Raw genomic sequence first — 25991 nt, 5'->3', positions numbered from 1 at the left:
TTTTTACTTTACATAATGTAGATTATCGGCACTTGGCGGATACGGCGGCCGGGCCAGAAGGGGTCGACGACGCGCGACGTGACATGGCCGCAGGCCGTGATCCTCCGGGCTGGCGTTGTCCCACCGTTCTCGACCGGCGGCCTCGACGTGACTGCGCCCGCCCTCGTCCGCCTCGGACTTGTCGTCGGCGACACTGCTGATATCTCCGGACCTTCCGACGCCGCCGAGCCCGCCGACGTCGGCTCCGGACCGCGCCACGGCGCGCTCGCGCACTGCGTCGTCGTGCCACCCGGCTGCTGCGTCGTCGGTGTCTCGCGTCGCCCGGCCGACGGGCGACGACTGGCGCTGCGCCGGGTCCGGGTCGGCGCCGGCGTCCCCGGCCCCGGTGTGCCGGCCGTGTGCGTGCTCGACAATGCAGTCGAAACGTCACGGGTGACGAAACACGGGTAGGTCCGAGGTCGCGGTCGGGACGAGTCTCGGCGGCCCCCACGGGGGTCATCTGGTCGCCGGTCGCCGATCGCGCCCGCCCCGATTCGGGGCGTCACCTCGTCGACGCGGCGGTGCCGACCCCGTCGATCGCGGCCGGCTGGCGATCGGCCCAAGGCACGGCCTGCTCGAGCTGTCCGGCGAGCCGCAGTAACCGGCCCTCCCCGCCGAGGGGCGCGACGAACTGGACCCCCATCGGCAGGCCCTCCGGCGTCCAGTGCAGTGGAAGCGACATCGCCGGCCGCCCGGTGAGGTTGGCCAGTTGCGTGTACGGGACCCAGCTCAAGTTGTCGTCGATGATCGACTCCGCGAGCCCCGAATGGCGTAGTAGCGGCGCGGTCCGGGTCGCCAGCAGCGCCTCCGCACCCCGGACGGCCCACGGCGGGGTTTCGAGGGCGCCGACGAGCGGTGGCAGATCCGCGAGGCCGGGCGTCATGAGCAGGTCGAACCCCGAGAAGAAGGCGGTCAACTCGCGCACGTAGTCGTCGCGACGCATCACCGCGGCGAGGTAGTCCACGCTGCTCTGCGACCTGCCCAGCGCGGCGACGATCCGGGTGTCCGTCTCGAAGTTCCGGTCGCGGCACCCCGTCCGCTGCCGGGTGCTCTCCACCGTCCACGCGAGGTACGCGAACCAGCTGGTGAGGAAGTCGCGGGCCAGTGCGAGATCGTTGACGGGCTGCGACTCGAGAACCTCGACGTGATGGCCGAGCCCCTCGAGCACACGGCCCGCGGACGCGACCGACGCGAGCGCCTCCGGGTGGGGCGAAGCGTTGATGGATGACGCCGTGCACACCCCGATCCGCAGACGGCCCGGCTGGGTGCCCACCTGGGACAGGAACGTCTCTGACGGCATCGCCGGGAGGTACGGGCCGCCCGGGTCGCCGCCGGCGAGAACGTCCAGCATAGCGGCGGTGTCGCGGACGGTTCGCGAGACGACACCGTCGGTCGCCGCGCCGTGCATCGCCTCCCCGCGTACCGGGCCCATCGGGACGATGCCGCGGCCGGGCTTGAGGCCGACCAGTCCGCAGCAGGCCGCCGGGATCCTGATGGACCCGCCGCCGTCGCTCGCGCCCGCGACGGGCACGACACCCGCCGCGACGGCGGCCGCCGACCCTCCCGAGGACCCGCCGGGAGTGCGGCGCGTATCCCACGGATTGCGGGCCGGCCCGAACAGCTCCGGTTCGGTGACGGCCTTCGCGCCGAACTCCGGGGTGTTGGTCTTGCCGAAGACGACCAGGCCGGCGTCCAGCCACCGCGTGACGACGGTCGCGTGCTCGGCCGCCGGAACCTCGGCCAGGGCGCGGGACCCGCCGCTGGTGGGGATCCCCCGGTAGTCCTGGCCGAGGTCCTTGAGCAGGAACGGCACACCGGCGAACGGCCCCGTCAGGTCCTCGGCGACCCGCGCCCGCGCCGCGCCGTCCATCCGTCGCACGATGGCGTTGAGCCGAGGGGCCACGAGATCGGCCCGCTGGGTGGCGGCGTCGAGCAGCTCCCTCGGCGTCACCTCACCGCCGCGGACGAGGGCGGCGAGACCCAGGGCGTCATGACTCCGGTACTCGTCGAAGCGCATGGACGCCGAGTCTACGCACGGCCGCCCTCGCCGCGCGCCCGTTGGCGACCGAGGCGGTCAGCGGCGGGACCGGGCCCGCCATGCGCGCCACGCGCCGGTGGACCACAGGGCCCACGCCACGAGGACCGGCTGGAAGAACAGTCGTATGAACCGGTCGCGGTCGGTGTCGAGCCCGAAGGCGTCGGCGCCGGTCACGTACTGCGAGATGTTGCCCGGGAAGATCGCGACGAAGAATGCGGCGGTCGCCCCGCCCACCACGGGGCGGAAGCGGGCCGGAGCGAGGATGAGCGAGGCGCCGAGGCCCAGCTCGACGACGCCGGACGCGACCACGACGAAGTCCGGGTCGAGCGGAACCCACGTCGGGACCTGCGCCTGGAACTCCTGGCGCATGGACGTGAGGTGGCCGGTGCCCGCGCCGAGCAAGGCGGCGCCGAGGGCCCAGCGGCCGACGTGGCGGACCGCCGCCCCGATCCGACGCCCCCGGGCGGGCGACGACTGCGCGGGTGCGGCCCGGTGTGACTGGGTGAGTTCGTCCATGGGAGAAGTGTTGCGCACAACCTAATTGAGCGCAACCGATTTGTCGGGGATACTCGGACCCATGCCCGCCGATCTCCGCCTCGACCATCAGGTCTGCTTCGCGCTCTACGCGGCCTCGCGCGCCTCGACCTCCGCCTACCGGCACGCTCTCGCGTCGGTCGGCCTCACCTACCCGCAGTACCTCGCCCTGCTCGCCCTGTGGGAGGAGGACGGCCTCACCGTCCGCCAACTGGGCGACCGCCTCCTCCTCGACTCGGGGACCCTCTCCCCTCTTCTAGCGCGCCTGGAGAACGCAGGACTCGTCGCCCGCTCGCGGTCCGCCGACGACGGCCGGAGCGTCCACGTCCACCTCACCGAGTCCGGCGAAAAGCTGCGCGCAGAGGCGGAGGCGATCCAGTGTTCCCTGCTCGGCAGGCTGGACATGTCGGAGGAGGACCTGCTGCAACTGCGCACGCTCGCCCAGCGCCTCGTCGACTCTCTCGAGGCCGGCGCGTAGCGGACCCGGCGCGGCGGCGGCTCAGCCGGACGCGACGGGCTGGCGGAGGATCGTCTTGAGCCTCGCGGGCTCGACCCTGCGCGGATCCGAGAGATAGATCTCGTGATGGTGGCCGGACAGCACGGCGCGCCGGCCCGCGATCGCTTCCGCGTGCATCCGCGCGATGACCGGCCCTTCCTCGTCATAAGGCCCCACGTGCAGCGTCTGCACTGCCGTACCCTCCGCGAACCGGGCGAACCGCACACGCTCCCCGGCGTCCGAGCCCCTCGTCGTCGTCACCCTCTCCCTCGCGGCAGCGACGACCTCCGGCGTGATCCACTCCGGCTGCCAGATCATCATCGTCCAGTTCCACGCGTCCTTGTCCCGCGCGGTGAACACCCGCGGATCGTCGGCGTACCAGAGCCCCTCGAGCGGGCCCACGGTGTGGACCCGCCCGAGCTCCGACTTCGCGATCGCCCGGATCGCGTACGACAGGACGTACAGCGACTCGACGGCAGTGCGGTAGGCCGGCGCGGTGTCGGGGTCGCCGCGGCCGTCGACCTGCAGGAACCACATGGGCGGGACCTCCACCGTGTCGATGCGCCCGACGCGGCCCGAGTACAGGTCGCGTCGCAGCCGCTTGATGTCGACGCTTCCGGGGTTCGCGTTAGCGGACATGCGCAGAATCTACTCCCGACGGCGTCAGGGCGAGGGCCGGCCACGAGGACAGGTCCCGCAGGAGCTGACGGTCGTGGGTGGCCACGACCACCGCGCAGGACGCGGTGACCAGCGCCTCGGTGAGCCCGTCCACCAGGGTTGACGACAGGTGGTTGGTCGGCTCGTCCAGTATCAGCAGCGCGGGCCGCGCGGCCAGGCACAGCGCGAGGTGGAGGCGACGCTGCTGGCCCTGCGACATCCGGCTCACCGCGGTGGCGGCGGCGCGCGGGTCCAGGAGCCCGGTCGACGTCAGCCCCGGCGCGTCGGCACGGCCCAGCCGACTGACGTGCTCGGTGTAGATCTGCGCCGCGGTCCGCAGCGGATCCCACTCCGGCACCTCCTGGGACAGGTACGCGACCCGCGCGGCAGGACGACGATCGACCGCCCCGCGGTCCGGGACGAGCTCCCCCGCGAGCAGGGCGAGCAGCGTCGACTTGCCCGCCCCGTTCGGGCCGGTGACCAGTAGTCGGTCGCCGGTGTCGAGCGAGAACGAGACCGGCGTGCGCAGCCGCCCCGACACGACGACCTCACGGCAGGTCAGCACTCGCTGCCCGGCCGGGACGTCCCACGCCGGCCACCGGAACCGCGGCGGAGGCGGCGGCACGGATACGCGGTGGCGCTCGAGCTCCTCGCGGCGGCGGACGAACGCCCGGACGGTGCCGCCCGCGCGCGTCGACCGCTCATGCTTGCCGTGTCCCTTCGCGGGGCGCCACCCGTCGCGGAGCCGGTCCCGAGCCTCGTCCGCGGCGCGGGCGAGTCTGTGGTGCTCGTCGAGCTGCTCGGCGTGGGCCTGCTCCCACGCGGAGCGCACACGACGGCGCCCCTCGAGCCAACCGTCGTAGCCGCCGCCGAACACCAGAGGCTTCCCGTCCGGGCTCGGGTCCAGGTCGCAGAAATGCGTCGCCACCTCGCGCAGGAGCGCCCGATCGTGCGAGACGACGGCGACCCCGCCGGGGTGCGCCCGCAGCCGGGCGGTGAGGAACTCCAGCCCGGACGCGTCGAGGTGGTTGGTCGGCTCGTCGAGCAGCAGCAGGTCGTGGTGCGCGCCCAGGACGCAGGCCAGGCGGACCCGGTAGCGCTGCCCCACGGACAACGACGCCAGCGGGCGCGCGCGGTCGTCGCACGTGCCGAGCCCGGCGAGCGCGACGTCGACGCGGCGGTCGGCGTCCCACGCGTCCAGTGCGGTGGCCAGCTCGAGTGCGGCCGCGTACTCGTCCTCGGCGCCGGGCTCCCCGGCTCCCATGGCGTCGGCGGCGGCGTCCAACGCGCGCAGGGCGGCGAGGCTGTCGGCGATCTCCTCGGCGACGAGGTCGCCGACCGTGCGCGCCGCCGGAGCGTCCAGGTGTTGATCGACGGTCCCTAGGCGCCCGACCCGCGAGACATTGCCGGAGTCCGGGTGGTGACGCCCGGCCAGGACGCGCAGGAGCGTCGTCTTGCCCCGACCGTTCTCCCCCACCACGGCGAGCCGCGATGTCGCGGAGACGGTGAGGTCGACGCCGGCCAGGACGGTGCGGTCGCCGAGCGTCACCGCCACGTCGGTCAGGCGGATGTGTGCGCGGTGGCCCGCGGGGAGTCGGTGGTGCTGGTGATGATGCTGGTCGTGGTGCACGGTGCCCTCTTCGGCTCGTCGTGGAGCCGGGTAGCACGAGATGGCCGCCCGGCGTGTGCCCGTGGACGGCGTGCAGAGAGAGGGGTGAAGGTGGTCTCCGCCGCCGTCAGCGGCGGGGCCAGGGCTTCATGGTGATGGCACCGGGATACATGCCCGGGAGTGTATCCCGGGACCGCCCCGGGACGCACCCTTGGCGTCAACTCTGGTTGACATCGGCGGTAGTGTCAACGTAGGTTGACGGATGAGGTGGTGACAATGGAGACGACGTTCGACTTCAGCGCGGAGGACTCCCCCGTCGACAGACTGGCCGCCATCGCGCGGGCCAAGGCCGAGATCGCCCGCGAGGAGGCGGCCGCGGTGCGATTCGCCAGAGTGCACGGGTTGAGCTGGGCGGAGATCGGCACGGTCCTGGGGGTGAGCAGGCAGGCACTGCACAAGCGATTCGGAAGGACGGCCTGAGGAGCACATGGCGAGGACGCGAACCGGAGAACTCCTGCGACCACTCGTCACGCTGGCCCCGAGCCCCCCGCGGCTGCCCAATGCGACCAAGGCGGGGCTCACGGTCCTGCTGTGCCTGGCGGTCCCGACGCTGCTGGGGAGCTTCGACCTGGGGTTGCTCACCGTCACCGGGACCTTCGCCGTCCTCTACGCCCCGGCCGCCCCGCTGCGTCGTCGCGCCGCGACCGTCGCCGGCATCGGTCTGGGCCTGGTCGTCGCCACCTCCCTCGGCGCGTTCACCGCGGGCTCCCACCTCGGTCGGCGAGCACGGCACCGAACCCGTCCTCGTCCCGGCCATGACCGCTGTCGGAGCCGCCGTGGCGTGGCTGGTGGCCATGGCGGATCTCCTCCCCGATCCCCGCCGACCGGAACGTCGAGCGGTGCGCCGCGCGCGGGACGCGGTAGCGGCCTACGCGGCCACCGAACCGGGGCCTGACAGCCGACCGCAGCACCACGCCGCGCCCCACGCGCTCGCCGACGCCGAAGAGACCGTCGTCGAGGGGATCTGGACTCCCTCCGAGTCGATTAGCACTGAGCTCGCCGCCGCCCACCGCGAGTACGACGCCCGCGCGGCGCGGGCGAGCCGGCACATCGTGCCCGGCGACGACCCCGCCTGCGATCCCTGCAATCCCGACGCCGGCCGATGGCTCGAGGGGGACCCGGGTCCGCAGATGTGGAGCTGCCGACCGCCGCCGCGGCCGACCGGGCCGAGCGGGAGTTCGTCCGCGACGACACCCGGCGCGCACTCCGCGAGATCGCCGAGTACTCGCGCGGCGACGAGCAGGCCCCGGACCAACCGACGCTGGCGTCAGCGCTGCGGGACCTCGACAGCAGCACCTCTCTGCTGATCGCGGACGGGCACGGTGATTCCCCCGAGTCGCGGACCGCGGAAGCGGTCACCTACGCCGGGTATCTCATGCTGGGCGCACGCGACAGCGACGCCGTCACGGGCACGGCCGAGGAGTGGACGGACCTCGCCGACCTGGAGCTGCCCTCCGGGTGCCGGCCCGCCGCTCCCCTCTGCCGGCGTGGCTCAGCCCGCGGCCGGGTCGGTGGCGTCGGCGACCCCGGTGTCGCCCGGGCGGTCGACGTTCTGGAGCCGCAGCTGACCGCGGGCCAGCACCTTCCCGGTCTCGGACTGGGTGATGACCACGTCCCATAGCTGCTGACTACGGCCCTGGAACAGGGCTGCGGCGGTCACCTCAACCCGCCCGCCGGCCGAGGCGCGCAGGAAGTCGGTCCCGTTGTGGACCCCCACAGCGACCTGACCCCGGTCGGCAACGGCGTACCCGGCACCCGCCCCGCCCGCGGACTCGACGATGCTCGCGTACACGCCACCGTGCACGGTCCCCCAGTCGGTGAGATGGTCGGCGCCCAGGTCCGCGTGTCCGCGCAGGGACGTGGCGCTCACCTCGTCCACGACGAGGCCGGAGACACGGACGAACGCGCTCGCGGAGGACGAGGAATCAGGGACAGCGCGGGAGTCGGACATGACGTCTTTCTACCTCCGGGCGTCGCGATGGACGGCGCCCGGCCCCCGAGACGGGTGTCACCCGCCGACGTAGCGGGCCAGGTACTCCCCGGTCAGCGTCGACGCGTCGGCGACGAGGTCGGCCGGGGCGCCCTCGAACACCACGCGACCGCCGTCGTGGCCCGCGCCGGGGCCGAGGTCGATGATCCAGTCCGCGTGGGCCATCACCGCCTGGTGGTGCTCGATCACGATCACCGACTTGCCGGCGTCGACGAGCCGGTCGAGCATGCCGAGCAGATTCTGCACGTCCGCGAGGTGCAGGCCGGTCGTCGGCTCGTCCAGCACGTAGACGTCGGCCTTGTCCGCCATCTGGGCGGCCAGCTTGAGGCGTTGACGCTCGCCCCCGGACAACGTCGTGAGCGGCTGCCCGAGCCGCACATATCCGAGCCCGACGTCCCGCAGGCGTACCAGGATCTTGTGGGCCGCAGGGATGCGCGCCTCGCCCGCCGAGAAGAAGTCCTCCGCCTCGGCCACGGACATCGCCAGCACCTCGCCGATGTTGCGCTCCCCCAGCCGGTACTCGAGCACCTCGGCCTGGAACCGGCGGCCCTCACAGTCGTCACACGTCGTGGCGACACCCGCCATCATGCCGAGGTCGGTGTAGATGACCCCCGCGCCCTTGCACGTCGGGCACGCGCCCTCCGAGTTCGGGCTGAACAGCGCGGGCTTGACCCCGTTCGCCTTGGCGAACGCCTTGCGGATGGGCTCGAGCAGGCCGGTATAGGTCGCGGGGTTGCTGCGGCGCGAGCCCCGGATCGCCGACTGGTCGATCGCGACGACTCCCTCCCGCGGGGACACCGAGCCGTGGATGAGCGAGCTCTTGCCCGAGCCCGCCACCCCCGTCACCACGCACAGCACCCCGAGAGGGATGTCCACGTCCACGTTCCGCACATTGTGCGCGCTCGCCCCGCGTACCTCGATCCACCCTGCCGGCGCGCGGACCGAGTCCTTGAGAGAGGCGCGGTCGTCCAGGTGCCGGCCGGTGACGGTGCCGCTGGCCCGCAGCCCGTCCACCGTGCCCTCGAAGCAGATCTCCCCGCCCTCGGACCCTGCCCCGGGGCCCAGGTCCACGATGTGGTCGGCGATCGCCATGGTCTCGGGCTTGTGCTCGACCACGAGGACGGTGTTGCCCTTGTCCCGCAGGCGCAGCAGCAGCCCGTTCATACGGTCGATGTCGTGCGGGTGCAGGCCGATGGACGGCTCGTCGAACACGTAGGTCACGTCCGTCAGCGCTGACCCGAGGTGGCGGATCATCTTGACCCGCTGGGATTCGCCGCCCGACAGCGTGCCCGCCGGCCGGTCGAGCGAGAGGTACCCCAGCCCGATCTCCACGAACGAGTCGAGCGTGTGCTGCAACGACCCCAACAGCGGGGCCACCGACGGCTCGTCGAGTCCGCGCAGCCACTCGGCGAGGTCGGTGATCTGCATGGCCGAGACGTCGGCGATGTTGTGCTCGCCGATCCGTGACGAACGGGCGCCCTCGTTGAGCCGCGTGCCGTCGCACTCCGGACACGTCGTGAAGACCACGGCCCGCTCGACGAACGCCCGGATGTGCGGCTGCATGGCCTCGACGTCCTTGGACAACATCGACTTCTGGATCCGGGGGATCAGCCCCTCGAACGTCACGTTGATGCCGTCGGCCTTGATCTTCACCGGCTCTTTGCGCAGGAGGTCGTCCATCTCGCGCTCGGTGAACTCGCCCACCGGCTTGGCCATGTCGAAGAACCCGGACCCGGAGTAGATGCGGCCGTACCACCCGTCCATCGAGTACCCGGGGACCGTGATGGCCCCCTCGGCCAGCGACTTCGAGCGGTCCACGAGCGCGTCGATGTCGAAGTCGGAGACCGACCCTCGGCCCTCGCACCGCACGCACATGCCGCCGGTGATGGTGAACTCGGCCTTCTGCCGGGTGCCGTCGGCCTTCTTCAGCGTCCCCACCCCGGAGGCCGATGCCACGTTGAACGAATACGCCTTGGGGCCGCCGATGGCGGGCCGGGCGAGCCGGCTGAACAGGATCCGCAACATCGCGCCGGTGTCGGTCGCGGTCCCCACCGTCGACCGCGGGTCGGAGCCCATCCGCTCCTGGTCCACGACGATCGCCGTGGTCAGCCCCTCCAGCACGTCGACGTCCGGCCGGGCCAGCGTCGGCATGAACCCCTGGACGAACGCGCTGTAGGTCTCGTTGATCATCCGTTGCGACTCCGCGGCGATCGTCGCGAAGACCAGCGAGCTCTTACCCGACCCGGAGACACCGGTGAAGACGGTCAACCGCCGCTTCGGCAGCTCCACGTCGACCGAGCGGAGGTTGTTCTCCCGCGCGCCGAGGACGCGGATGATGTCGTGCATGTCTGCGGTGTGGGTGCTCATTCGCGCGTCTCCTGGGCCGGTTCTCTCCGAGGCAACGCTAGAACACGGACCCGGGACGGGGAAGGCGTCAGCCGCGGTCCTGATTGAGCATGGCGACGGCGTGCAGCTCCGCGAACCGCTGGAACTCGTCGTCGTCCCACCCCTCGCGGCCCGTCGCGGCCGCCCACCCGTCGAGGATCTGATGATCGTAGAGGTGGCCGTAGCCCTGGGACCCGCCGACCGCGTTGCCGAGATCGGCCGTCACCTGGAAAAACGTGAGCACGGGCATGTAGAACATGCCGGGGTGGCGGCCCTTACCCGGGGGTTCGGCCAGCCACGCCGGACGGTCGAACAGCAGATCCGGCGTCCACCACACGACCGGGTCGGTCGCGTGCTGGACGTAGAGCACGTGCGGCGGGATCCACGGGCTGTCGTCGTCGCGGAGCTCGGCCGGGTCCTCGGAGAAGCGCACCAGCAGGCCGTCGGCGTACACCGGCTCGGTGACCGGCGTGCCCGGGTCGCGGCGCTCGACCAGCGAGTGCCAGATGTGGTTGGAGTTGGGCGGGCCCATCCACAGCACGCCGTCCACGGTGGCGCGGATGTCCCGGATCCCCGAGAACGCCGCCTCCCCGGCCTGGGTGCCGAGACTCTCGCCATAGACGTAGAGTGCCGGCCGCGGCAGGTCAGGGGGCAGCGAGTCGCGCCACTCCACCACCGACTCGACGAGCGAGCGCCCGGCGGCCTCCGCCTTCTCGCGGTCGGCGAGGAATGAGATCCAGCTGGGCAGGAACGAGTACTGGGTGCCCACCGTCGCGGCGTCACCGCCGGAGAGCAGTTCGATCGCCTGGGCGGCGTGCGGGTTGATCCACCCGGTGCCGGTGGTCGGCACGATCACGACGGACTCCCGCTCCCAGGCCCGCGTCCGGTCGAGCTCGGCCACCACGAGGTCGGAGCGCTCGTCGTCCGTGGGCGCGGACTCCAGGCCCGCGTAGGCCCGGATCGGCTCCTTCGCCTCCTCGCCGAGCAGGTCGCTCAGCGTCTCCCGGTCGACGCCGCCGCTGACGAACCGCCGACCCTGCAGGCCCAGGTCCTCGAAGTCCACGAGCGAACCCGGGCCGCCTGACTTCTCGGGTTCGCGCGGCGGGCGCGCGTCGGGCAGGTCCTCGTTGTTCTGGGCGCTGAAGATCTGGTTGGCGGCCTCGAAGAACAGGCGCGGCACCACGCCCTGGACCATGCCCAGCAGCAGCGCGGCGGCCACCACGACCCCCGCGAGCCGCGCGGTGTACTCCCCGATCCCGAACCGGCGGCGCACCGCGCGGACGAACGCCCGGTACGCCGCCCGCAGACCCCGGGCGGCGATCAGCAGCGCGACGAAGAGCCCCAGCGCGACCCACGGGATGCGCATGTAGTCCGCCCACGGCGGGCGCGGCGACTCGACGAGGTCGGAGACCTGGTCCTGCCAGCGGATCGCCGTGGCGGTGGCCGTGATGAGGTAGACGACCAGCACGTACGGAGCGGACAACCGCGCGAACGCCAGCAGGCGGTCCCCCAACGCGGTGAGGTCGGGGTGCAGGCTGATGCGGGGGGCGACGACGCGCCGCCACAGGGTCCGGAGCGCCACGCCGACGCCGTAGCCGACCAGCATCGACACCCCCGTGACGATGCCCTGGTAGTGCCACGCCCGCGGCAGCAGCGACGGCATGAGTGAGACCCACGCCGCGAGCGCGGCGACGATGAGACCCGTGACGGAGGGCCGCCACCGATCCCACCACGTCCGCAGGACCTCGCCGACACTGCGCACCGCAGCTGTTCGGTTCACCGCAGCCGCTCGGCCCGGCGCGCTGCGGCCACGAGGTCCTCCGACATGCGCGCCAGTTCCGCCGGGTCCTCGCCCTCGGCGATCGCGGTCCGCAGGTCCTCGCACGCGCAGCGCAGCTGGAACATCCGGTCCATGAGGTCGGTGGACTCGGCCTCGGACAGCACGACCGTCCCCTCGGGCAGATCCTGCATCCGCAGCGACCGGCGCTGTTCGTAGGCGCGCTGGCGACACGAGCGACGGCAGTACCGCCGCCGCCGCCCGGTGCCGCCCTCGTCGACGGGGCGACCGCACCACGCGCAGGACGCCTCGCCCCGCCGGGGGGCGGGGGACTCTGCCCGGACGTCGGAATCCACGGAGGAAAGGGTACCCAGGTCGCCCCCGGGGTGGCCCGCGGCGTCGGGCCGTGGGAACATTTGGGGGTTCCTCTGGCGTTGATACGAGCAGGAACCACGCAGCGTCGTGTCGATCCGCAGAATTGACCGCAGCGCGGTGACGTGACCGCAGTGCTTTGACGCAGACGAACACGGCAGAAGGAGTTCGCATGGCAGATCGAGTCCTCAGGGGCAGCCGCCTCGGAGCGGTGAGCTACGAGACCGACCGGGACCACGACCTCGCGCCCCGCCGCATGGCCCGGTACCAGACGCCGAACGGCGAGGTCTACGAGGTGCCGTTCGCCGATGACGCCGAGATCCCCGGCACCTGGTTGTGTAAGAACGGCCAGGAGGGCCAGCTCATCGACGGCCCCGCGGTCGAGGTGAAGAAGGGCAAGCCGCCGCGCACCCACTGGGACATGCTGCTCGAGCGGCGTTCTCTGGAGGAGCTCGAGGAGCTCCTCAAGGAGCGGATGGACCTGCTCAAGAAGCGGCGCCGCGCCGGCGCGCGCTGAGCCACCGGACGGCATGACGCCCCGGTCCCCTTTTCGAGGGGGCCGGGGCGTTCCGCGTCGGCGGGGCGCACCGCCCGGCCGACGGGGGACTCAGCGCCCGACGAGCGCTCGCAGCTGCGCGCGGCGCTTCTCCCAGCCCCAGCGGGCGACGTTGACCGCGGCCTCGCGGAAGATCGACTCGCTCATCTTGGAGTGCCCCACGGTGCGCTCGGTGAAGGTGATGGGCACCTCCACCACACGCCGCCCGTTGTTCAGCAGCCGCCAGGTCATGTCGATCTGGAAGCAGTAGCCCTTGGACTCGATGGCGTCGAGGTCGAGTTCGGCCAGCGCGTCGGCGCGGTAGGCGCGGTAGCCGGCGGTGATGTCCTTGATGCCGACACCCAGCACGACGCGGGAGTAGATGTTGCCGCCGCGGGAGATGACGTGGCGCTGCCACGGCCAGTTGACCACCGAGCCGCCGGGGACGTAGCGGGACCCGATCGCCAGGTCGGCGCCGCCGTCCACGGCCTCGAGCATGGCGGGCAGGCGCTCGGGCGGATGGCTGCCGTCGGCGTCCATCTCCACCAGCACCGTGTACCCGCGCTCGAGCCCCCAGCGGAACCCGGCGATGTAGGCCGCGCCGAGACCCTGCTTCCCGGCGCGGTGCAGGACCGAGATCCGGCCGCGCGGGTCGTCGGCGGCGAGCCGGTCGGCGACCTCCCCGGTGCCGTCCGGGCTGTTGTCGTCGGCGATGAGGACCGACACGTCGGGGGCCGAGGCGAGCAGGCGCTCCACGACGCCGGGCAGGTTGTCCCGCTCGTCGTAGGTGGGGATGATCACCAGCGTGCGCGCGGAGGGCGCGCTGCCGCCCGGCGTCGTCGGTTCGGTCACTTACGTCTCCTCGTGTCGGGTCACGGGCCGTCGGCGGGTGTGGACCAGCGCCCAGGCCAGTGCGACGAACCCGACGAGGCAGCTCACCGCCTGCGGGACGCCGCCCAGTCGGGTTGCCACTGTACCGGCCCCGCCGACCTCGACCCGAGCCGCCAGCACCGCGGGCTCGAAGATGCCGGTCTCCTGCCGCACGTCCCCGTCGGGGCCGATGACGGCGCTCACGCCGCTGGTCGCGGCGATGAGGACGGGCACGTTGTGCTCGACTGCGCGCACCCGGGACATGGCCAGTTGCTGGTACGTCATGGCCGAGTGGCCGAAGGTGGCGTTGTTGGTGGGCACGGTGAGGATCTGGGCGCCGCGCGAGAGGGGTTCGCGGGCGGCGGCGTCGAACGCGATCTCGAAGCAGATCGCCACGCCCAGCTCGACCCCGTTCGCGGTGACGAGCCCGTCGCCGTCCCCGGGGACGAAGTGGCCGGCGGCCTGTGCGATCGGGAAGAGAGCCTCGAACAGGCCCCGCATCGGCAGCCACTCGCCGAAGGGCTGGATGTACTTCTTGTCGTGCCGGTCGGCGACCGGGTCGGAGCCGGCCGCGTCACCGGTCTCCTCACCGTCACCGGCACCGGCACCGGCACCGTCACCGGCGCCCTCGCCGGCGCGGGCGTCCCAGACGAGGGTGGAGTTGGTGGCCTCGCGCCCCTGCCCCGTGGGCAGGACGGTGCCCACGAGGATCGGCGCGTCGAGGCGCCGGGACAGGGCACTGATCTGCGCCCCGGCGAGGCGGTCGCCGAGCGGCGAGATGTCGGAGGCGTTCTCCGGCCACAGCACGAGGTCGGGGCGCGGGAGGGTGCCGGCCTCGACGTCGTCGGCGTACCCGGCCGTGACGTCGAGGTGGTTGTCGAGGACCGCGCGGCGCTGCGCGTTGAAGTCCAGGCCGAGGCGAGGGACGTTGCCCTGGATCACCGCGACCTCGACGGTGTCGGTGTGCTCGCCGCTCGGGGTGAGGGCGGCGCCGGCGACCAGGCCCACCGCGACGAGCGGGACCGCCAGGAGGCCGGCGGCCGCGCGGGCCCCTCGCCGTCCGCTGTCGGCGTCGCGGCGCAGCAGGAGGACGACGGCCACCCCGAGGGCGGCGCCGACCGCGGAGACGACGAACCCGAGCAGCGGCGTCCCGCCGAGCGAGGCCAGCGGCAGCAGGGGGCCGTCGGCCTGCCCGAACGCCAACCGGCCCCACGGGAAGCCTCCCCACGGCCAGGACGACCGGACCCACTCCCACACCGACCACCAGCCGGCCACGCCGAGCACCGCGCTGAGCGCGCGTGCGGCGGACCGCGGGCCGGGGTCGAGTCCGGCGCGCAGGATGACCACGGCGCCCGCGCCGAACGCGGCGAGGTAGAGGGCCTCGACCAGCGACAGGCCCCAGGAGGCGTAGGCGCCGACGTACATACCGACCCACGGGACCAACAGGAGGAAGAACGCCAGGCCGGAGACGAGGCCGAGGAGCGCGCCGGTGCGTGCCCGGGGCGGGTGGTCGCCGGAGGGGGCCAGGACGACGACGAGGAGCGCGATCGCGAGAACAGCGGTCCACCACAGACCGACCGGGGGGAACGAGGCGGCCAGTAGCGCGCCGGAGGCGGCCGCGAAGGCCAGCCTGGTCATGAGGGGCATCAGACCGCGGGGCCGGCGGGCAGGCCGTCCACGACGAGCGCGCGGAGGACGGGGTCCGGGCCGGTGAGGTCGGGCATGGGCGGCACCCCCGACCGCGGGTCGGTGGACCAGCGCTGGACGGCGTCGTCGGCCGCGACCACGACCAGCTCGCCCGTCTCCCAGCGCGCGAAGGTGGCGGGCGTACCCGGGGTGAGGGTGCCGGCCGCGCCGTCGCGGGCCCCGGAGGCGCGGCGGGCGCCCCGGGTGGTGGCGGTGAAGGCGGCGCGCGGGGACAGCCCCCGGCCGCCCTCGACGGTGGTCAGGGCGCGCAGGGCGTCCCACGGACGGACCTCGTCACCGGCCCGCGTCGACGCCGCCAGCGCGACGCCGGAGGCGGCGATGCGCACGAGATCGGTGCCCGTGAGGTCGTCGACGAGCGGACGCAGGAGGAGGACCGTACCGACGGCGGCGAGGGCGGCGAGGGTGTCGTCATCCGGGGCCGCCGCGCCGCCCGCCACCCCGCCGACGAGGACGGGGGTGCACCGGGCGACCGCGGGCCCGCCGAGTTCGTCGGCCAGGCGGGTGAGTTCCGCGGCGAGGTGCCTCGGGTCGGCGTCGGCCCCGAGGACCACCCGCTCCCCCGCGCGCACCCTCTCCTCGAGCACGGCAGGGTCGTCGAGAGCGTCCGGCCCGGGGCCCTCCGTCAGTACGGCGGGGACCACCCCGCGGGCGGCGGCGGCCGCGAGGTCGAGCCCGTCGGCGAGGCACTCGACGAACGCCGGGGCGACCCAGTCCCCCGCCAGGTCGACCCGCTCCGCGTCAGGGAAGAGGGCCGGACCCGGGGCGTCGGAACCGGCCCACACGATGAGGCCGTTCTCGTGCGCCAGCGCGGTGGCGTCTCGGGAGGCGGGCGTGAGGACGCGGCCCCCGGTGGCCAGGAATGCGGTCATGCGTCCGATTATCCCCGAGCGCGCCGGGGCGCCGGGCCCGCCCACCCCCCGTCACGCCACGGACCGCCGTCGGACCGCCGCCGTGCCCCCGAGCGCCGGTCCCCCTGCGACCGGGCCGGCCGATACTGTGGTCCGCCATGGACGACTCCGCCGCTGACCACCACCCCGGCCCCCGGGGCGTCTCCGCGACCACCGACGGCGACAGGGCCCGCCTGCACTTCCCCGGCGGCCGCCTGCGCCCCGCCGACTGGACCGCTCTGGCGGCCCTCGCGGCCGACCACGGCGGCGCCGTCCACACGGTCGCCGGCGGCGGACTCGAGCTCCGCGGGATCGCACCCGAACCGCCGGGAAGCGACCAGCGGGACGGCGACGGTCCCACCGTGCGCAGGCTCTGGGAGCGCGCCACGGATTCCGGCCTCCTGCCCCCGGGCGGTCCGCGCCGCCTGCCCGTCGTCCTGGCCTCGCCGCTGGCCGGCCTGCTCGACGGCCACCACGGCCTCGCCGACCTGCCCGACCGGCTCTCCGCGGCGCTGGCCGGTCACGCTGGGATCGACGCCCTCGCCGGCCGACTCCTGTTGGGGCTCGACGACGGCTCGGGAGACGTCCTGGCGCACTCCCCCGACCTGGCCGCCGTCGTCGACAGCACAGACGGCACCGCGCGGATCCACGTCGCCGGCCGGGAGGTCGCCGTCCGGGTCCGGCTCGACCACGCGGCGGTCGTCCTCGCGGACGTGGCAGCCCACCTCGCGCGCTCCGCGGGCCCGGCCGACGTGCCCGCGTCCGGGGAGGTGCACGACCTCGTCGTCGTCGCCCTGGACTCCCACCCGCTCACCACCACGGTCACCAGGGACGCCGGCGCGCGGGTCACGTCCCCCTCTACCCAGGTAGAGGGGCGGCTTGCGGCCGCTCCTCCGACGGTCGGGTGGGTCGACACCTCCGACGGGCTCGTCAGCCTCCTCGCCGTGGTCGCCGAGGGCGTCATCCCCGCGCGGCTCGCCGAGTTCCTCGGCGCCGTGGAGCGGCCAGGCACCGTCTCGGCGGACGGGGTGATCGGACTGCACGGGCTCACCGAGGGGATGGCCGAGCAGGTCGTGCGGGTGCTGGCGCCCATGGGGATGATCTTCGACGCGACCTCGCCCTGGGTGCCCGGCTCAGCGTGAACCGAACCGCCCCACCAGCCAGCGGGCGGCCTCGTCGACCGAGTGCACCGTCTCGGGGGCGGGCGGCGCCTCCGGCCGGTCGACCATCACCACCGGGATACGGAGGTCCCGGGCGGCCGCCAGCTTCGCCGCCGAACTGTCGCCGCCACTGTTGCGCGTGACGAGGACGTCGATCCGGTGCCGCGACATCAACGTCCGCTCGGAGTCCTCCCCGAACGGCCCGCGGTCGAGTACCAGCAGGTAGCGGTGCGGCAACGGTCCGGGCGGTGGCTCCGAGCAGCGGATGAGGTAGGAGCCGCGGGTGTCGCCGGCGAACTCGGACGCGCCCTGCTTGCCGACGGTGAGCATCGGGCGGCGGAACCGCTCGGCCACCACCTGCGCGGCGGCCCGCGTGTCGGGGACGCGGATCCACTCGTCGCCGGGGCGTTCGGCCCACGGCGGGCGGTGCAGCCGCAGCAGCGGAGTCCCCGTCTCCGTGGCGGCGTGGACCGCGTCGGTCGAGATCTCGTCGGCGAACGGGTCGGTCGCGTCGATCACCGCGCTCACCGCGTTCTCCCGCAGCCAGTGCGCCAGGCCCTCGGCGCCGCCGAACCCGCCGATACGGACCTCACCGCGGGGCAGCCGCGGGCGCGTGACCTTTCCGGCCAGCGCGGTCACCACGTCCAGACCGGCGGTCACCAGGAGATCGGCCAGCCGCCGCGCCTCGCCGGTGCCGCCGAGGACGAGGATGAGGCCCGGCTCGCCGGACGGCCCGCCGCTCGGCTCGCCGGACGGGGGCGTCGTCTGCGCCGTGACCGGGCTGTCGACGGTCGTGGGCGCGGTCGGCGCTGCGTGGCCGGCCACCGGGATCCCGGGCACGAGCTCCCACTCGATCTCCGCGGCGTCGAGAGCGCGCGTGTGCGCGGCCAGTGCGGAGTGCTGCGCCGGGTCCCCGGCGTAGAGCCGCACGACCCGGTCTCCGCGTTCCACCGCCTCGCGGATCCGCGCCGCAGCGTCTTCCGGCGGGAGATCGGTGGCGTCGACGACCCGGGCCGTCGGCGGGCACAACGACAACGCCGCGCCCACGTCGGAGTCGCACAGGCAGGTGCCGCTCATGGCGATCAGCCGGGACGCGCGGACAGTGAGCAGATCGACCGGTCCGGGGCCCGTGCCGACGAGGTGGACGGCCGCCGGGTCGGGACCCGGCCGTGGCGGAGCGCTCACCGCGGCATCCGCCTCCACACGGGCTGCGGTACGAGCCGCGCCACGGCGAACATGACCCGCAGCTGCCACGGGATCCACACGACCCCGGCCCGCCGCTCGAGCACCCGCTCGACCACCGCGTCCGCCACCTGGTCCGGTGTCGAGGAGAACGGCGCAGGGTCCATGCCCTCGGTCATCCGGCCGATGACGAACCCGGGGCGGGGGATCACCAGGGTGACGCCCGTGCCGTGCAGCGCATCGGCCATCCCGGAGGCGAAACCGTCCAGCCCCGCCTTCGCGGAACCGTAGACGTAATTGGCGCGCCTGACCCGCTGCCCCGCCACCGACGAGAACGCCACCAGCACACCGGCCCTGCGCGGCTTCATCCGCTCGGCCAGCACCGTGAGCAACGCGGCCTGCGCCACGAAGTCGGTGTGCAGGATCCGGGCGGCGGCGCGGGAGTCGCGCTCGGCCACCTCCTGGTCGCCGAGGATCCCGAACGCCAGGACGGCGATGCCGATCGGCCCGACGCGGGACTCGATCCCGTCCACGACGGCCGCGTGCGCGTCGAGGTCGTCGGCGTCGAAGTCAACGAACTCCACGGCCGCCGCGCCGGCCTCGACGAGCGGGGCCTCGAGCGCGGACACGTCGCCCCCGGGGCGGCTCGCCAAGACGACCGTCCGGCCGGGTGCGAGGCGGTGGGCGACGGCGAGGCCGATCTCGCTGCGGCCACCGAAGACCACCACGACCTCTCCGCCGGACGCGGGCCGGGGCGACGGGGTTGCAGGTGTGGGCATGCGCCCAGTCTCCCACGCACGCCTGCGCGCCCTGCGCCGAGTCGCTGTGGCAGGCTCGGCTGCATGGCGCACACCCTGGCAGAGCTCTCCGACGAGGCGCACCGGTTCCTGTCCGAGTACCACCTGGGATCGCTCACGACGCTACGGCGCGACGGGTCCCCTCACGTCGTGGCGGTGGGCTTCACCGTGGACGTCGAGGGCGGGCTGGCGCGCGTGATCACCCGGCGCGGCTCCCAGAAGGCCCGCAACGCCGCCCGGGGCGGACGCGCCGCCGTCTCACACGTCGACCGCGGTCGGTGGCTCACCTTCGAGGGCACCGCCCGGCTGCTCGACGACCCCGACGCCGTCCGTGAGGGAGAGCGCCGGTACGCACTGCGCTACCGCGAGCCGACGCCGAACCCCGAGCGGGTGGTCGTGGCCATCGAAGTGGACCGCGTCCTGGGCTCGGCCCAGATGTTCACCGGCGCCTGACCTCGGTCGCTCGGAGGCTCGGTCGCTCTGGCTCGATCTCCGGGGGATCGTGTACGGGGCGGGCGGCGATGCTGGGCGGCTGCAGGGCGGCCTCCGGGCGCAGCCGCACGCGAACATGGCGTCTCGCGCGCACCGCGGGGTGGGCGAGGCGCCAAGTTGAGGAGCGGCTGCGGTTCTCGCGTGCATCGACGGGAGCGAGACGCCAGGCCGGGGAGCGGATCCGGGAGCGGCTGGGCGGGCGTCAGCGGTCAGAGCACCCGCAGGCCGCGTTCCCCGGTGTTGAGGTCGCGCCGGCCGTCGGCGGTCACCGCGACGATGTCCTCAAGCCGTGCGCCCCACTGCCCGGGCCGGTAGATGCCCGGCTCCACCGAGAACGTCATCCCCTCCTCGAGCACGGTGTCGGCCCCGGGCATGACGAACGGCGGCTCGTGCAGCCCCAGCCCGATTCCGTGGCCGGTGCGGTGGATGAACAGCTCGCCCAGGCCGGCGGCGGCGAGGTGCTCGCGGGCTGCTGCGTCGACCTCGCCGATCGCGACGCCCGGCCGCACGGCCTCGCGCGCCAACCGCTGCGCCTCCTGCAGTACCTCGTAGTTCTCGGCGACCTCGGCGGAGGGCTCCCCCATCGAGTACGTTCGCGTGCAGTCCGAGTGATACCCGCTGGGCAGCGGGCCGCCGATGTCCACCACCACGATGTCGCCGGACTCGATCACCCGGTCCGACACGCCGTGGTGCGGGTCGGCGCCGTGCGGGCCCGATCCCACTATCACGAACTCCGCGTGCGTGAGCCCCTCGGCCTCGATGGCCGCCGTGATGAGTTCGCCCGCCTGATCCTCCGTCCGGCCCACCCGGAGGAACTCCCCCATGCGCGCGTGCACGGCGTCGATACGGCGGGCCGCTTCGGCGAGCTGCTCCACCTCGTCCGGGGTCTTCACGGCCCGCACGTGGTCGATCACCTCCGAGGCGAGCACCACCTCGCCGTCGACGCCGTCACGGAGCGGCACCAGGTGCAGTGCCGGTAGCGCGCTGGAGACCGCCACCCGCCCGGCGACCTTCCCCGCCACGAGCGGCACCGGGTCGGTCCCGTCGGACCACGGGTGGATCTCCGCTCCCACGCGCTCGGCGGCGCGACGGGTGACGTCGGTGAGCTCGAGCGCGGGCAGCACGAGCAGCGGCTCGCCGCCGGCGACTGGCACGACCAGCGCGGTGAGTCGCTCGTGGGAGTCCATGCGCTCGCCCGTGAGGTAGGACATGTCCTCGCCGGAGTACACCACCACGTGGTCGATCCCGAGTGCGCCGGCGCGGTCGCGGACGGCGGTCAGGCGGGTGGAGTGGAGCTGCGGGTCGGGAGTCGGCATGCCTCCACACTATGCGCGGCGGAGCGGGCGACGCGGGCGGACGCGCGCGGCGGGGGTCGGCGCTGGTGGCCGAGGGCGACTAGCCTGACGGGCGGTGGTCGTCCGCGACCCCCGACCTGCATGACCGGCGATCTGCATGACTCCCGGCCGGCATGACCCCTGACCGGCATGATCCCCGACCGGCATGAACCCCGACCCATAAGGAGGCGCGGTGTCCCAGGGCCCGCTCATGGTTCTCGACAGCGCCGGCCTGTGGTTCCGCGCGTTCCACTCCGTGCCCGAGAAGATCACCGGGCCCGACGGCGCCCCGGCCAACGCGGTGCGCGGGTTCTGCGACATGGTCGCCGTGCTGGTCGAGGAGTACTCGCCGACGGGCCTGGTGGCCGCCCTGGACCGTCAGTGGCGTCCGGACTGGCGGGTGGAGTTGTTGCCGTCGTACAAGGCGCACCGGGTGGGTGACGACGGCGAGGAGGACGCCCCCGCATCCCTGGGCCCGCAGGTCGGCGCGATCCGCGAGGTCCTCGGCGGCGCGGGCCTCACCCAGGCCTGGGCGGAGGACGCGGAGGCCGATGACGTGCTGGCAGCGTTGTCCGCTCGTGATCGCGAGGTGCTGGTCGTCACGGGCGACCGCGACCTGTTCCAGCTCGCCTCGGCGACGACCACCGTCGTGTACGTGGGGGCGGGGATGAAGAAGCGGCTCGCGTACACCCCGCAGGTCGTGGCCGAACGCTTCGACCTGCCGGCGGGCGACGACGCGCGGGTGTACGCGGACTATGCCGTGCTGGTCGGGGACGCCTCGGACGGCCTGCCGGGCGTCGCGGGGATCGGCGCGAAGTCCGCCGCCACGCTGCTGCGCGAGTACGGCGACCTGGACGGGATCATCGCCGCCGCGGGCGACCCCGGTTCGGCGATGAGCGCCCGCCAGCAGAAGGCGATCACCGAGGGCGCCGACTACCTGACCGCGGCGCGCGGGGTGGTCCGGCTGGGCGGGCGTGCGTTCGACGTGCGGTTCGACGGCGACGTGGACGGCCGTCGCGGGCCGGTGGACTCCGGGCGGATCGAGTCGCTGGGCGAGTCGACGGGCCAGGCGCGCGCGATAGGCCGGCTGGTGGAGGCGACGGCGGTCCTCGACGAGGTCTGATCCGCGCCCGCCGGGGAAGCTCGTACGCGGGGATTGGTCGTAACGGTCGTGGTGAATTGCGCGATCCAGTCCGACCATTACGACCAGGACCACGCTGATCACGACCACTTTTGGTTCCGGGCGCGGCGCGGCGATGAGGGGGTGCGGCGCCGCGATGAGGGGGTGCGGCGCCGCGATGAGGGGCGCGGGATGCGAGGCGCGCCGGGGCGGGTGGGCTCAGGCCATGTGGTCGAGCACGACACCGCGGCGCAGCGACCCCACCGCCGAGCGGGCGGTGCGGGAGAGGTCCGGCTCGGCGACCTGGCCGACCTGCGCGAGCACGTCCACCACGAGTCGCGCGGACCGGACGAAGTCGCCGGCGGTGAGCTCGACGCCCTCCTGCCACGACGCGGCGAGGATCGAGGCCAGTGCGCCCCCCGAGACCCAGTGGTGCAGGACCGGCGCGAGCCCGGCGTCCAGGTCCGGGGTCGTGGGCAGCCGGTGGGCACGCTCCACCTCGGCGACGTCGGCCGCGACCCGCTCGGTCTCGGCGAGGGCCGACCGTAGGACCTCGTCCGAGGGCTCTCGGATCGCCGAGTCGGTGCGCGGGTGCGCGACGATGGTCGCGATCACGGCGGCGAGCCCGGCCGCGTCGAGCCCCCGCCACACGCCGCGGCGCAGGCACTCGGCCACGAAGAGGTCCTGCTCCGTGTGCACCCCGGCGAGCAGGCGGCCCGCGTCCGTGGCACGCAGGACACCGTCGATCTTCTCGAGGTAACCGAGATGGCGGAGCAGGTCGACGATCCGGCGGAAGCGTCGGGCCAACGAGTCCGCGTCGGCGTCGACCTCGGCGGTGAGGGCGGCCACGTCGGCGTCGGCGCGGGCCCACCGCTCGTGCAGGCGGGCGAGCTTGTCGATCCGGGGGTCGTCGTGCAGCGGATGCTGCCGCAGAGCCCGGCGGGCCGCCGCGATCCGCGGATCCTTGCGGACCGGCTTGCCGCCGGCGTTCTTCATGCGCCCCTTGGCCTTGCCCCGCAGGTGCTCCATACGCTGGACCAGCGCGCGCTTGGCCCGCCCGTCCAGCTTGCGGCGGCCCTTGGGCAGATCCACGCGCCCGACCGGCACGGGCGGTGCCGCGAAGTCGTGTTGGCGCAGCCAGCCGGTCCACCCGGTGTCGGTGAGGCAGAGTAACGCGGGGTCCGAGGGGATGTCGGTCCGCACCTGCAGCACGGTCGCGACCATGCCGAACCGCTTGCGACCCACCGTGATGACGGAGCCTGCGGTCTGCTTGAGCATGGCCGACCGCACGGAGTCGAGCCGGTCGTCGCGCGTGGCCTTCTCGGCCCTGCGCTCGAGCCTGCTCAGCTCGGCGCGCAGGCCCATGTACTCGTCGAGGTCCGCGTCGCCCCCGGCCTCCTCCAGCGAGGCGCGCATCCGGTCGCGCTCGTCGGCGCGGCGCTCGATGGCGCGAGACCGCGACACCAGCGTGCGGTCGGTCTGGAACTGGGCGAACGACCGTCCGATGAGGGTCGTGGCCTCCTCCACCCCGAGCTGCTCGACGAGGTTCACGGCCATCGAGTAGTCCGGCGTGAAGGCGCTGTACAGCGGGAACCGCGGAGTGTCGACGAGCGCGGCCAGCGCGTCCAGGTCCAGGTCGGGCTGGTCCAACACGACCGCCGTGCCCTTGGTGTCGATGCCGCGTCGGCCGGCGCGCCCCGTGATCTGCGAGTACTCGGCGGACGTGAGCATCATGTGCGTGTCGCCGTTGAACTTGGTCGTCTTCTCGAGCACCACGGCGCGGGCCGGCATGTGGATCCCCAGCGCCAGTGTCTCGGTGGCGAAGACCACCTTGATCAACCCGGCCGAGAACAACTCCTCGACGATCGTGCGGAACAGCGGCAGCATCCCCGCGTGGTGGGCGGCGAGCCCGTTGACCAGCCCGGCGCGGAACGCGGCGAAGTCGAGCGCGTCGAGGTCGGGCTGCGGGACCTGCGCGACCGCGGAGTCGACGTGCGAGGCGATGCGCCGGGCTTCCTCACCGGTCGTGAGACGCAGCCGGGCCCGGCGCATCTGCGCGACCGCGCCGTCGCAGCCCGCGCGGGAGAACACGAAGTAGATAGCGGGCAGGAGGTGCTCGTCGTCGAGCCGCTCGATGACGTCCTGACGGCGGGCCCACTGCGCGCGCGGGCGGGAGGCCATCCGTTCGTCGTGGTACCCGGACCGGGCCCGCCGGCGCTGGTCGGCGGCGGCGCGGACGGGTACGAGATCGCCGTCCGTGTAGAGCATGTGGGCCAGCGGCACGGGACGGTGCTCGGAGAGTACGACGGCGGTGTCGCCGCGGATCTCGGTGATCCAGTCCCCCAGCTCGTCGGTGTTGCTCAGCGTCGCGGACAACCCGACGAGCAGGACGGCCGGGTCGAGGGTGAGGATGATCTCCTCCCACACCACGCCCCGCGAGCGGTCGCCGAGGTAGTGGATCTCGTCCATGACCACGCAGTCGAGGTCGTGCAGTGCCGACGAGGCGCTGTAGATCATGTTGCGCAGCACCTCGGTGGTCATCACCACGATGGGGGCGTCCGCGTCGATCGAGTGGTCACCGGTGAGCAGGCCGACGTTCTCGGGGCCGAAGCGCTCGCGGAACTGTCGGAACTTCTGGTTGCTCAGCGCCTTGACCGGCGTGGTGTAGAAGCACCGACCGCCGCCGGCGAGGGCGCGGTAGGCCGCGTACTCGCCGACGAGGGTCTTGCCGGAGCCCGTCGGTGCGGACACGAGCAGGTTCCGGCCGGCGTCCAGGGCCGCGAAGGCCTCGAGCTGGAACGGATCGGGCGCGAAGCCCTCGCCGGAGAGGAACCCCTCCAGCAGGTCGTCGGGGTAGGTCTCGTCAGGTGATGTCGTCATAGATCGAACCGCCGCCGGCCGGGGCCTGGAGCGGTCGGGTGTCGCCGGGCGCGCGGGTACCGGGTACACCGGTGCCGGCACCGGCGGAGGGGGTGGGTCGGGTCAGTGGTTCGGGTCGTTCGAGCGGGCCGGCACCGCCGAGGCCGTCGGCGGGGGCGAGCGGGGACGCGGACTCGTCGTCCACCTCGAGCCAGTCCTCGCGGGACTTCTTCTTGCGCTTGTCGTGCAGTCGGGCGAACTGGATGGCCGCCTCGACCAGGATGCACACGGCCACCGCGAGGGCGAGCATGGAGAACGGGTCCTGGCCGGGCGAGGCGACGGCGGCGAACACGAAGATGCCCATGATGATGCCGCGTCGCGACCGAGCGAGCGCCTCGTAGCTCACGACGCCCGCCACGTTGAGCATGGCGATGAGCAGAGGGATCTCGAAGCTCACACCGAAGATGAGGATGAGCTGGATGAGGAACGTGAAGTACTGCGTGCCGGACAGTGCCGTGGTCTGGACGTTGTCGCCGATCGAGAGCAGGAACTCCAACGCGTGGACGATCACGACGTACGCCAGGACCGCGCCGCCGATGAACAGGACGGCGGCCAGGATCGTGAAGACGATGCCGTAGCGCTTCTCGTTCTTGTGCAGGCCGGGCGTGATGAACGCCCACAGCTGGTACAGCCAGACCGGGCTGGCCAGGACGATGCCGGCGGTGGCGGCGACCTTGAGGCGGAGCATGAACTGCTCGAACGGCCCCGTCGCGAGCAGGCGGCACTCGTCGCCGGCGTCGCCCAGCTGGAGGCGGGCGCCGGGCGGGATGTCGCAATAGGGGCCGGTGAGGATGCCGCCGAGCGACGGCACGCCCAGGAACCCGGTGCCGTACCACCAGAAGCCGAAGCCGAGCGTCACCACGATCGCGGCCACCGAGATGAGCAGGCGGGTCCGCAGCTCGTAGATGTGATCGATGAGCGGCATGGTGCCGTCGGGGTTACGTGGCCTGCGGCGTCGCTTGGACAGCAGGCGACCGGCGCCGCCCTGACGGGTGGCGCCGGTGTCCGTGGTCCCGGTCTGTGTCATGGAC

Annotated in this window: 24 protein-coding genes; 8 read left to right on the top strand and 16 right to left on the bottom strand. The window is 73.3% G+C overall.

Features of this window, described 5'->3' with window-relative positions; translation table 11 throughout:
* The first annotated feature begins 147 nt into the window (after positions 1-147).
* The gene (locus DCI01S_RS08100; protein WP_153038675.1) at positions 148-450 is read left to right on the top strand and encodes a hypothetical protein; all 303 of its coding nucleotides are present in this window, start codon (positions 148-150) and stop codon (positions 448-450) included.
* 91 nt (positions 451-541) lie between these two features.
* Here DCI01S_RS08100 and DCI01S_RS08095 read toward each other — a convergent pair whose 3' ends face one another.
* Both DCI01S_RS08095 and DCI01S_RS08090 read right to left on the bottom strand, forming a co-directional pair.
* Positions 542-2056 (bottom strand): amidase, encoded by a 1515-nt coding sequence (locus tag DCI01S_RS08095; protein ID WP_061228749.1) that lies wholly within the window; start codon positions 2054-2056, stop codon positions 542-544.
* Between the two features lie 57 nt (positions 2057-2113).
* Positions 2114-2593, bottom strand: coding sequence for a DoxX family protein (locus tag DCI01S_RS08090; RefSeq protein ID WP_061228748.1), 480 nt, complete (start codon positions 2591-2593; stop codon positions 2114-2116).
* A 61-nt stretch (positions 2594-2654) separates the two neighbouring features.
* On the opposite strand from DCI01S_RS08090, the gene DCI01S_RS08085 reads away from it, so the two are divergent.
* A complete protein-coding gene (locus DCI01S_RS08085; RefSeq protein WP_061228747.1) occupies positions 2655-3089 on the top strand; it encodes a MarR family winged helix-turn-helix transcriptional regulator in 435 nt (144 codons plus the stop codon).
* A 21-nt stretch (positions 3090-3110) separates the two neighbouring features.
* Here DCI01S_RS08085 and DCI01S_RS08080 read toward each other — a convergent pair whose 3' ends face one another.
* Together DCI01S_RS08080 and DCI01S_RS08075 are read right to left on the bottom strand one after the other, a co-directional pair.
* Positions 3111-3746, bottom strand: a complete 636-nt coding sequence (locus DCI01S_RS08080) for a GyrI-like domain-containing protein (RefSeq protein ID WP_061228746.1) — start codon at positions 3744-3746, stop codon at positions 3111-3113.
* Complete coding sequence (locus tag DCI01S_RS08075; protein WP_061228745.1) at positions 3736-5394, bottom strand: ABC-F family ATP-binding cassette domain-containing protein; 1659 nt, start codon at positions 5392-5394, stop codon at positions 3736-3738. The genes DCI01S_RS08080 and DCI01S_RS08075 overlap by 11 nt, the downstream gene beginning before the upstream one ends.
* Before the next feature lie 255 nt (positions 5395-5649).
* Between DCI01S_RS08075 and DCI01S_RS08070 the strand changes: the two genes are divergently transcribed.
* Together DCI01S_RS08070 and DCI01S_RS17180 are read left to right on the top strand one after the other, a co-directional pair.
* On the top strand, positions 5650-5853 hold the full coding sequence (locus tag DCI01S_RS08070; protein ID WP_007633914.1) for a sigma factor-like helix-turn-helix DNA-binding protein: 204 nt from the start codon (positions 5650-5652) through the stop codon (positions 5851-5853).
* A 7-nt stretch (positions 5854-5860) separates the two neighbouring features.
* A complete protein-coding gene (locus tag DCI01S_RS17180) occupies positions 5861-6328 on the top strand; it encodes a hypothetical protein (RefSeq protein ID WP_156482557.1) in 468 nt (155 codons plus the stop codon).
* Positions 6329-6925: 597 nt separating this feature from the next.
* Here the strand turns inward: DCI01S_RS17180 and DCI01S_RS08060 are convergent.
* The 4 genes from DCI01S_RS08060 to DCI01S_RS08045 all read right to left on the bottom strand — a co-directional run bounded on the left by DCI01S_RS08060 (position 6926) and on the right by DCI01S_RS08045 (position 12001).
* Entirely contained in the window at positions 6926-7384 is a 459-nt protein-coding gene (locus DCI01S_RS08060) for a PaaI family thioesterase (RefSeq protein ID WP_061228743.1), read from the bottom strand.
* Between the two features lie 57 nt (positions 7385-7441).
* On the bottom strand, positions 7442-9790 hold the full coding sequence (locus tag DCI01S_RS08055; protein ID WP_061228742.1) for an ATP-binding cassette domain-containing protein: 2349 nt from the start codon (positions 9788-9790) through the stop codon (positions 7442-7444).
* Between the two features lie 67 nt (positions 9791-9857).
* Positions 9858-11588: an alpha/beta hydrolase gene (locus tag DCI01S_RS08050; RefSeq protein ID WP_244881683.1), complete on the bottom strand. Its 1731-nt coding sequence runs from the start codon at positions 11586-11588 to the stop codon at positions 9858-9860.
* On the bottom strand, positions 11585-12001 hold the full coding sequence (locus DCI01S_RS08045; RefSeq protein WP_311200563.1) for a hypothetical protein: 417 nt from the start codon (positions 11999-12001) through the stop codon (positions 11585-11587). The genes DCI01S_RS08050 and DCI01S_RS08045 overlap by 4 nt, the downstream gene beginning before the upstream one ends.
* Before the next feature lie 128 nt (positions 12002-12129).
* On the opposite strand from DCI01S_RS08045, the gene DCI01S_RS08040 reads away from it, so the two are divergent.
* Positions 12130-12474 carry an RNA polymerase-binding protein RbpA gene (locus DCI01S_RS08040; RefSeq protein ID WP_061228740.1) on the top strand — a complete coding sequence of 115 codons (345 nt, stop codon included), beginning with the start codon at positions 12130-12132 and terminating at the stop codon, positions 12472-12474.
* Positions 12475-12564: 90 nt separating this feature from the next.
* Here the strand turns inward: DCI01S_RS08040 and DCI01S_RS08035 are convergent, their stop codons facing one another.
* Genes DCI01S_RS08035 through DCI01S_RS08025 form a run of 3 tightly spaced genes read right to left on the bottom strand, consistent with a single transcriptional unit; the run spans position 12565 to position 15938 of the window.
* Positions 12565-13344 carry a polyprenol monophosphomannose synthase gene (locus DCI01S_RS08035; RefSeq protein ID WP_061228739.1) on the bottom strand — a complete coding sequence of 260 codons (780 nt, stop codon included), beginning with the start codon at positions 13342-13344 and terminating at the stop codon, positions 12565-12567.
* Entirely contained in the window at positions 13345-15000 is a 1656-nt protein-coding gene (gene lnt, locus DCI01S_RS08030) for an apolipoprotein N-acyltransferase (RefSeq protein WP_244881682.1), read from the bottom strand. It abuts the gene before it with no gap.
* An 8-nt stretch (positions 15001-15008) separates the two neighbouring features.
* Positions 15009-15938 (bottom strand): hypothetical protein, encoded by a 930-nt coding sequence (locus DCI01S_RS08025; RefSeq protein WP_061228737.1) that lies wholly within the window; start codon positions 15936-15938, stop codon positions 15009-15011.
* 137 nt (positions 15939-16075) lie between these two features.
* Between DCI01S_RS08025 and DCI01S_RS08020 the strand changes: the two genes are divergently transcribed.
* Positions 16076-17098, top strand: a complete 1023-nt coding sequence (locus DCI01S_RS08020; protein ID WP_061228736.1) for a ferredoxin-like domain-containing protein — start codon at positions 16076-16078, stop codon at positions 17096-17098.
* On the opposite strand, the gene DCI01S_RS16780 is transcribed toward DCI01S_RS08020, so the two are convergent.
* Together DCI01S_RS16780 and DCI01S_RS08010 are read right to left on the bottom strand one after the other, a co-directional pair.
* Entirely contained in the window at positions 17090-18301 is a 1212-nt protein-coding gene (locus tag DCI01S_RS16780) for a cobalt-precorrin-6A reductase (protein WP_244881681.1), read from the bottom strand. The two genes, DCI01S_RS08020 and DCI01S_RS16780, sit on opposite strands and share 9 nt — an antisense overlap.
* Positions 18298-19077 (bottom strand): SDR family NAD(P)-dependent oxidoreductase, encoded by a 780-nt coding sequence (locus DCI01S_RS08010; protein WP_061228735.1) that lies wholly within the window; start codon positions 19075-19077, stop codon positions 18298-18300. Before DCI01S_RS08010 ends, DCI01S_RS16780 begins: the two co-directional genes overlap by 4 nt.
* Before the next feature lie 63 nt (positions 19078-19140).
* Between DCI01S_RS08010 and DCI01S_RS08005 the strand changes: the two genes are divergently transcribed.
* Entirely contained in the window at positions 19141-19548 is a 408-nt protein-coding gene (locus DCI01S_RS08005) for a pyridoxamine 5'-phosphate oxidase family protein (RefSeq protein WP_061228734.1), read from the top strand.
* A 248-nt stretch (positions 19549-19796) separates the two neighbouring features.
* Here DCI01S_RS08005 and DCI01S_RS08000 read toward each other — a convergent pair whose 3' ends face one another.
* The gene (locus DCI01S_RS08000) at positions 19797-20903 is read right to left on the bottom strand and encodes a M24 family metallopeptidase (RefSeq protein WP_061228733.1); all 1107 of its coding nucleotides are present in this window, start codon (positions 20901-20903) and stop codon (positions 19797-19799) included.
* A gap of 211 nt (positions 20904-21114) precedes the next feature.
* Between DCI01S_RS08000 and DCI01S_RS07995 the strand changes: the two genes are divergently transcribed.
* Positions 21115-22044 carry a 5'-3' exonuclease gene (locus tag DCI01S_RS07995; RefSeq protein WP_061228732.1) on the top strand — a complete coding sequence of 310 codons (930 nt, stop codon included), beginning with the start codon at positions 21115-21117 and terminating at the stop codon, positions 22042-22044.
* A 216-nt stretch (positions 22045-22260) separates the two neighbouring features.
* On the opposite strand, the gene DCI01S_RS07990 is transcribed toward DCI01S_RS07995, so the two are convergent.
* Both DCI01S_RS07990 and tatC read right to left on the bottom strand, forming a co-directional pair.
* The gene (locus DCI01S_RS07990; protein WP_061228731.1) at positions 22261-24921 is read right to left on the bottom strand and encodes a DEAD/DEAH box helicase; all 2661 of its coding nucleotides are present in this window, start codon (positions 24919-24921) and stop codon (positions 22261-22263) included.
* On the bottom strand, positions 24905-25987 hold the full coding sequence (tatC, locus tag DCI01S_RS07985; protein ID WP_061228730.1) for a twin-arginine translocase subunit TatC: 1083 nt from the start codon (positions 25985-25987) through the stop codon (positions 24905-24907). Before tatC ends, DCI01S_RS07990 begins: the two co-directional genes overlap by 17 nt.
* Positions 25988-25991: the final 4 nt, after the last annotated feature.

It is taken from the genome of Dietzia cinnamea NBRC 102147 (genome assembly GCF_001571065.1).
Classification (GTDB): Bacteria; Actinomycetota; Actinomycetes; order Mycobacteriales; family Mycobacteriaceae; genus Dietzia; species Dietzia cinnamea.
The sequence above is the reverse complement of the archived record's forward strand: the minus strand, read 5'-3'. Positions and strand labels throughout refer to the sequence as shown.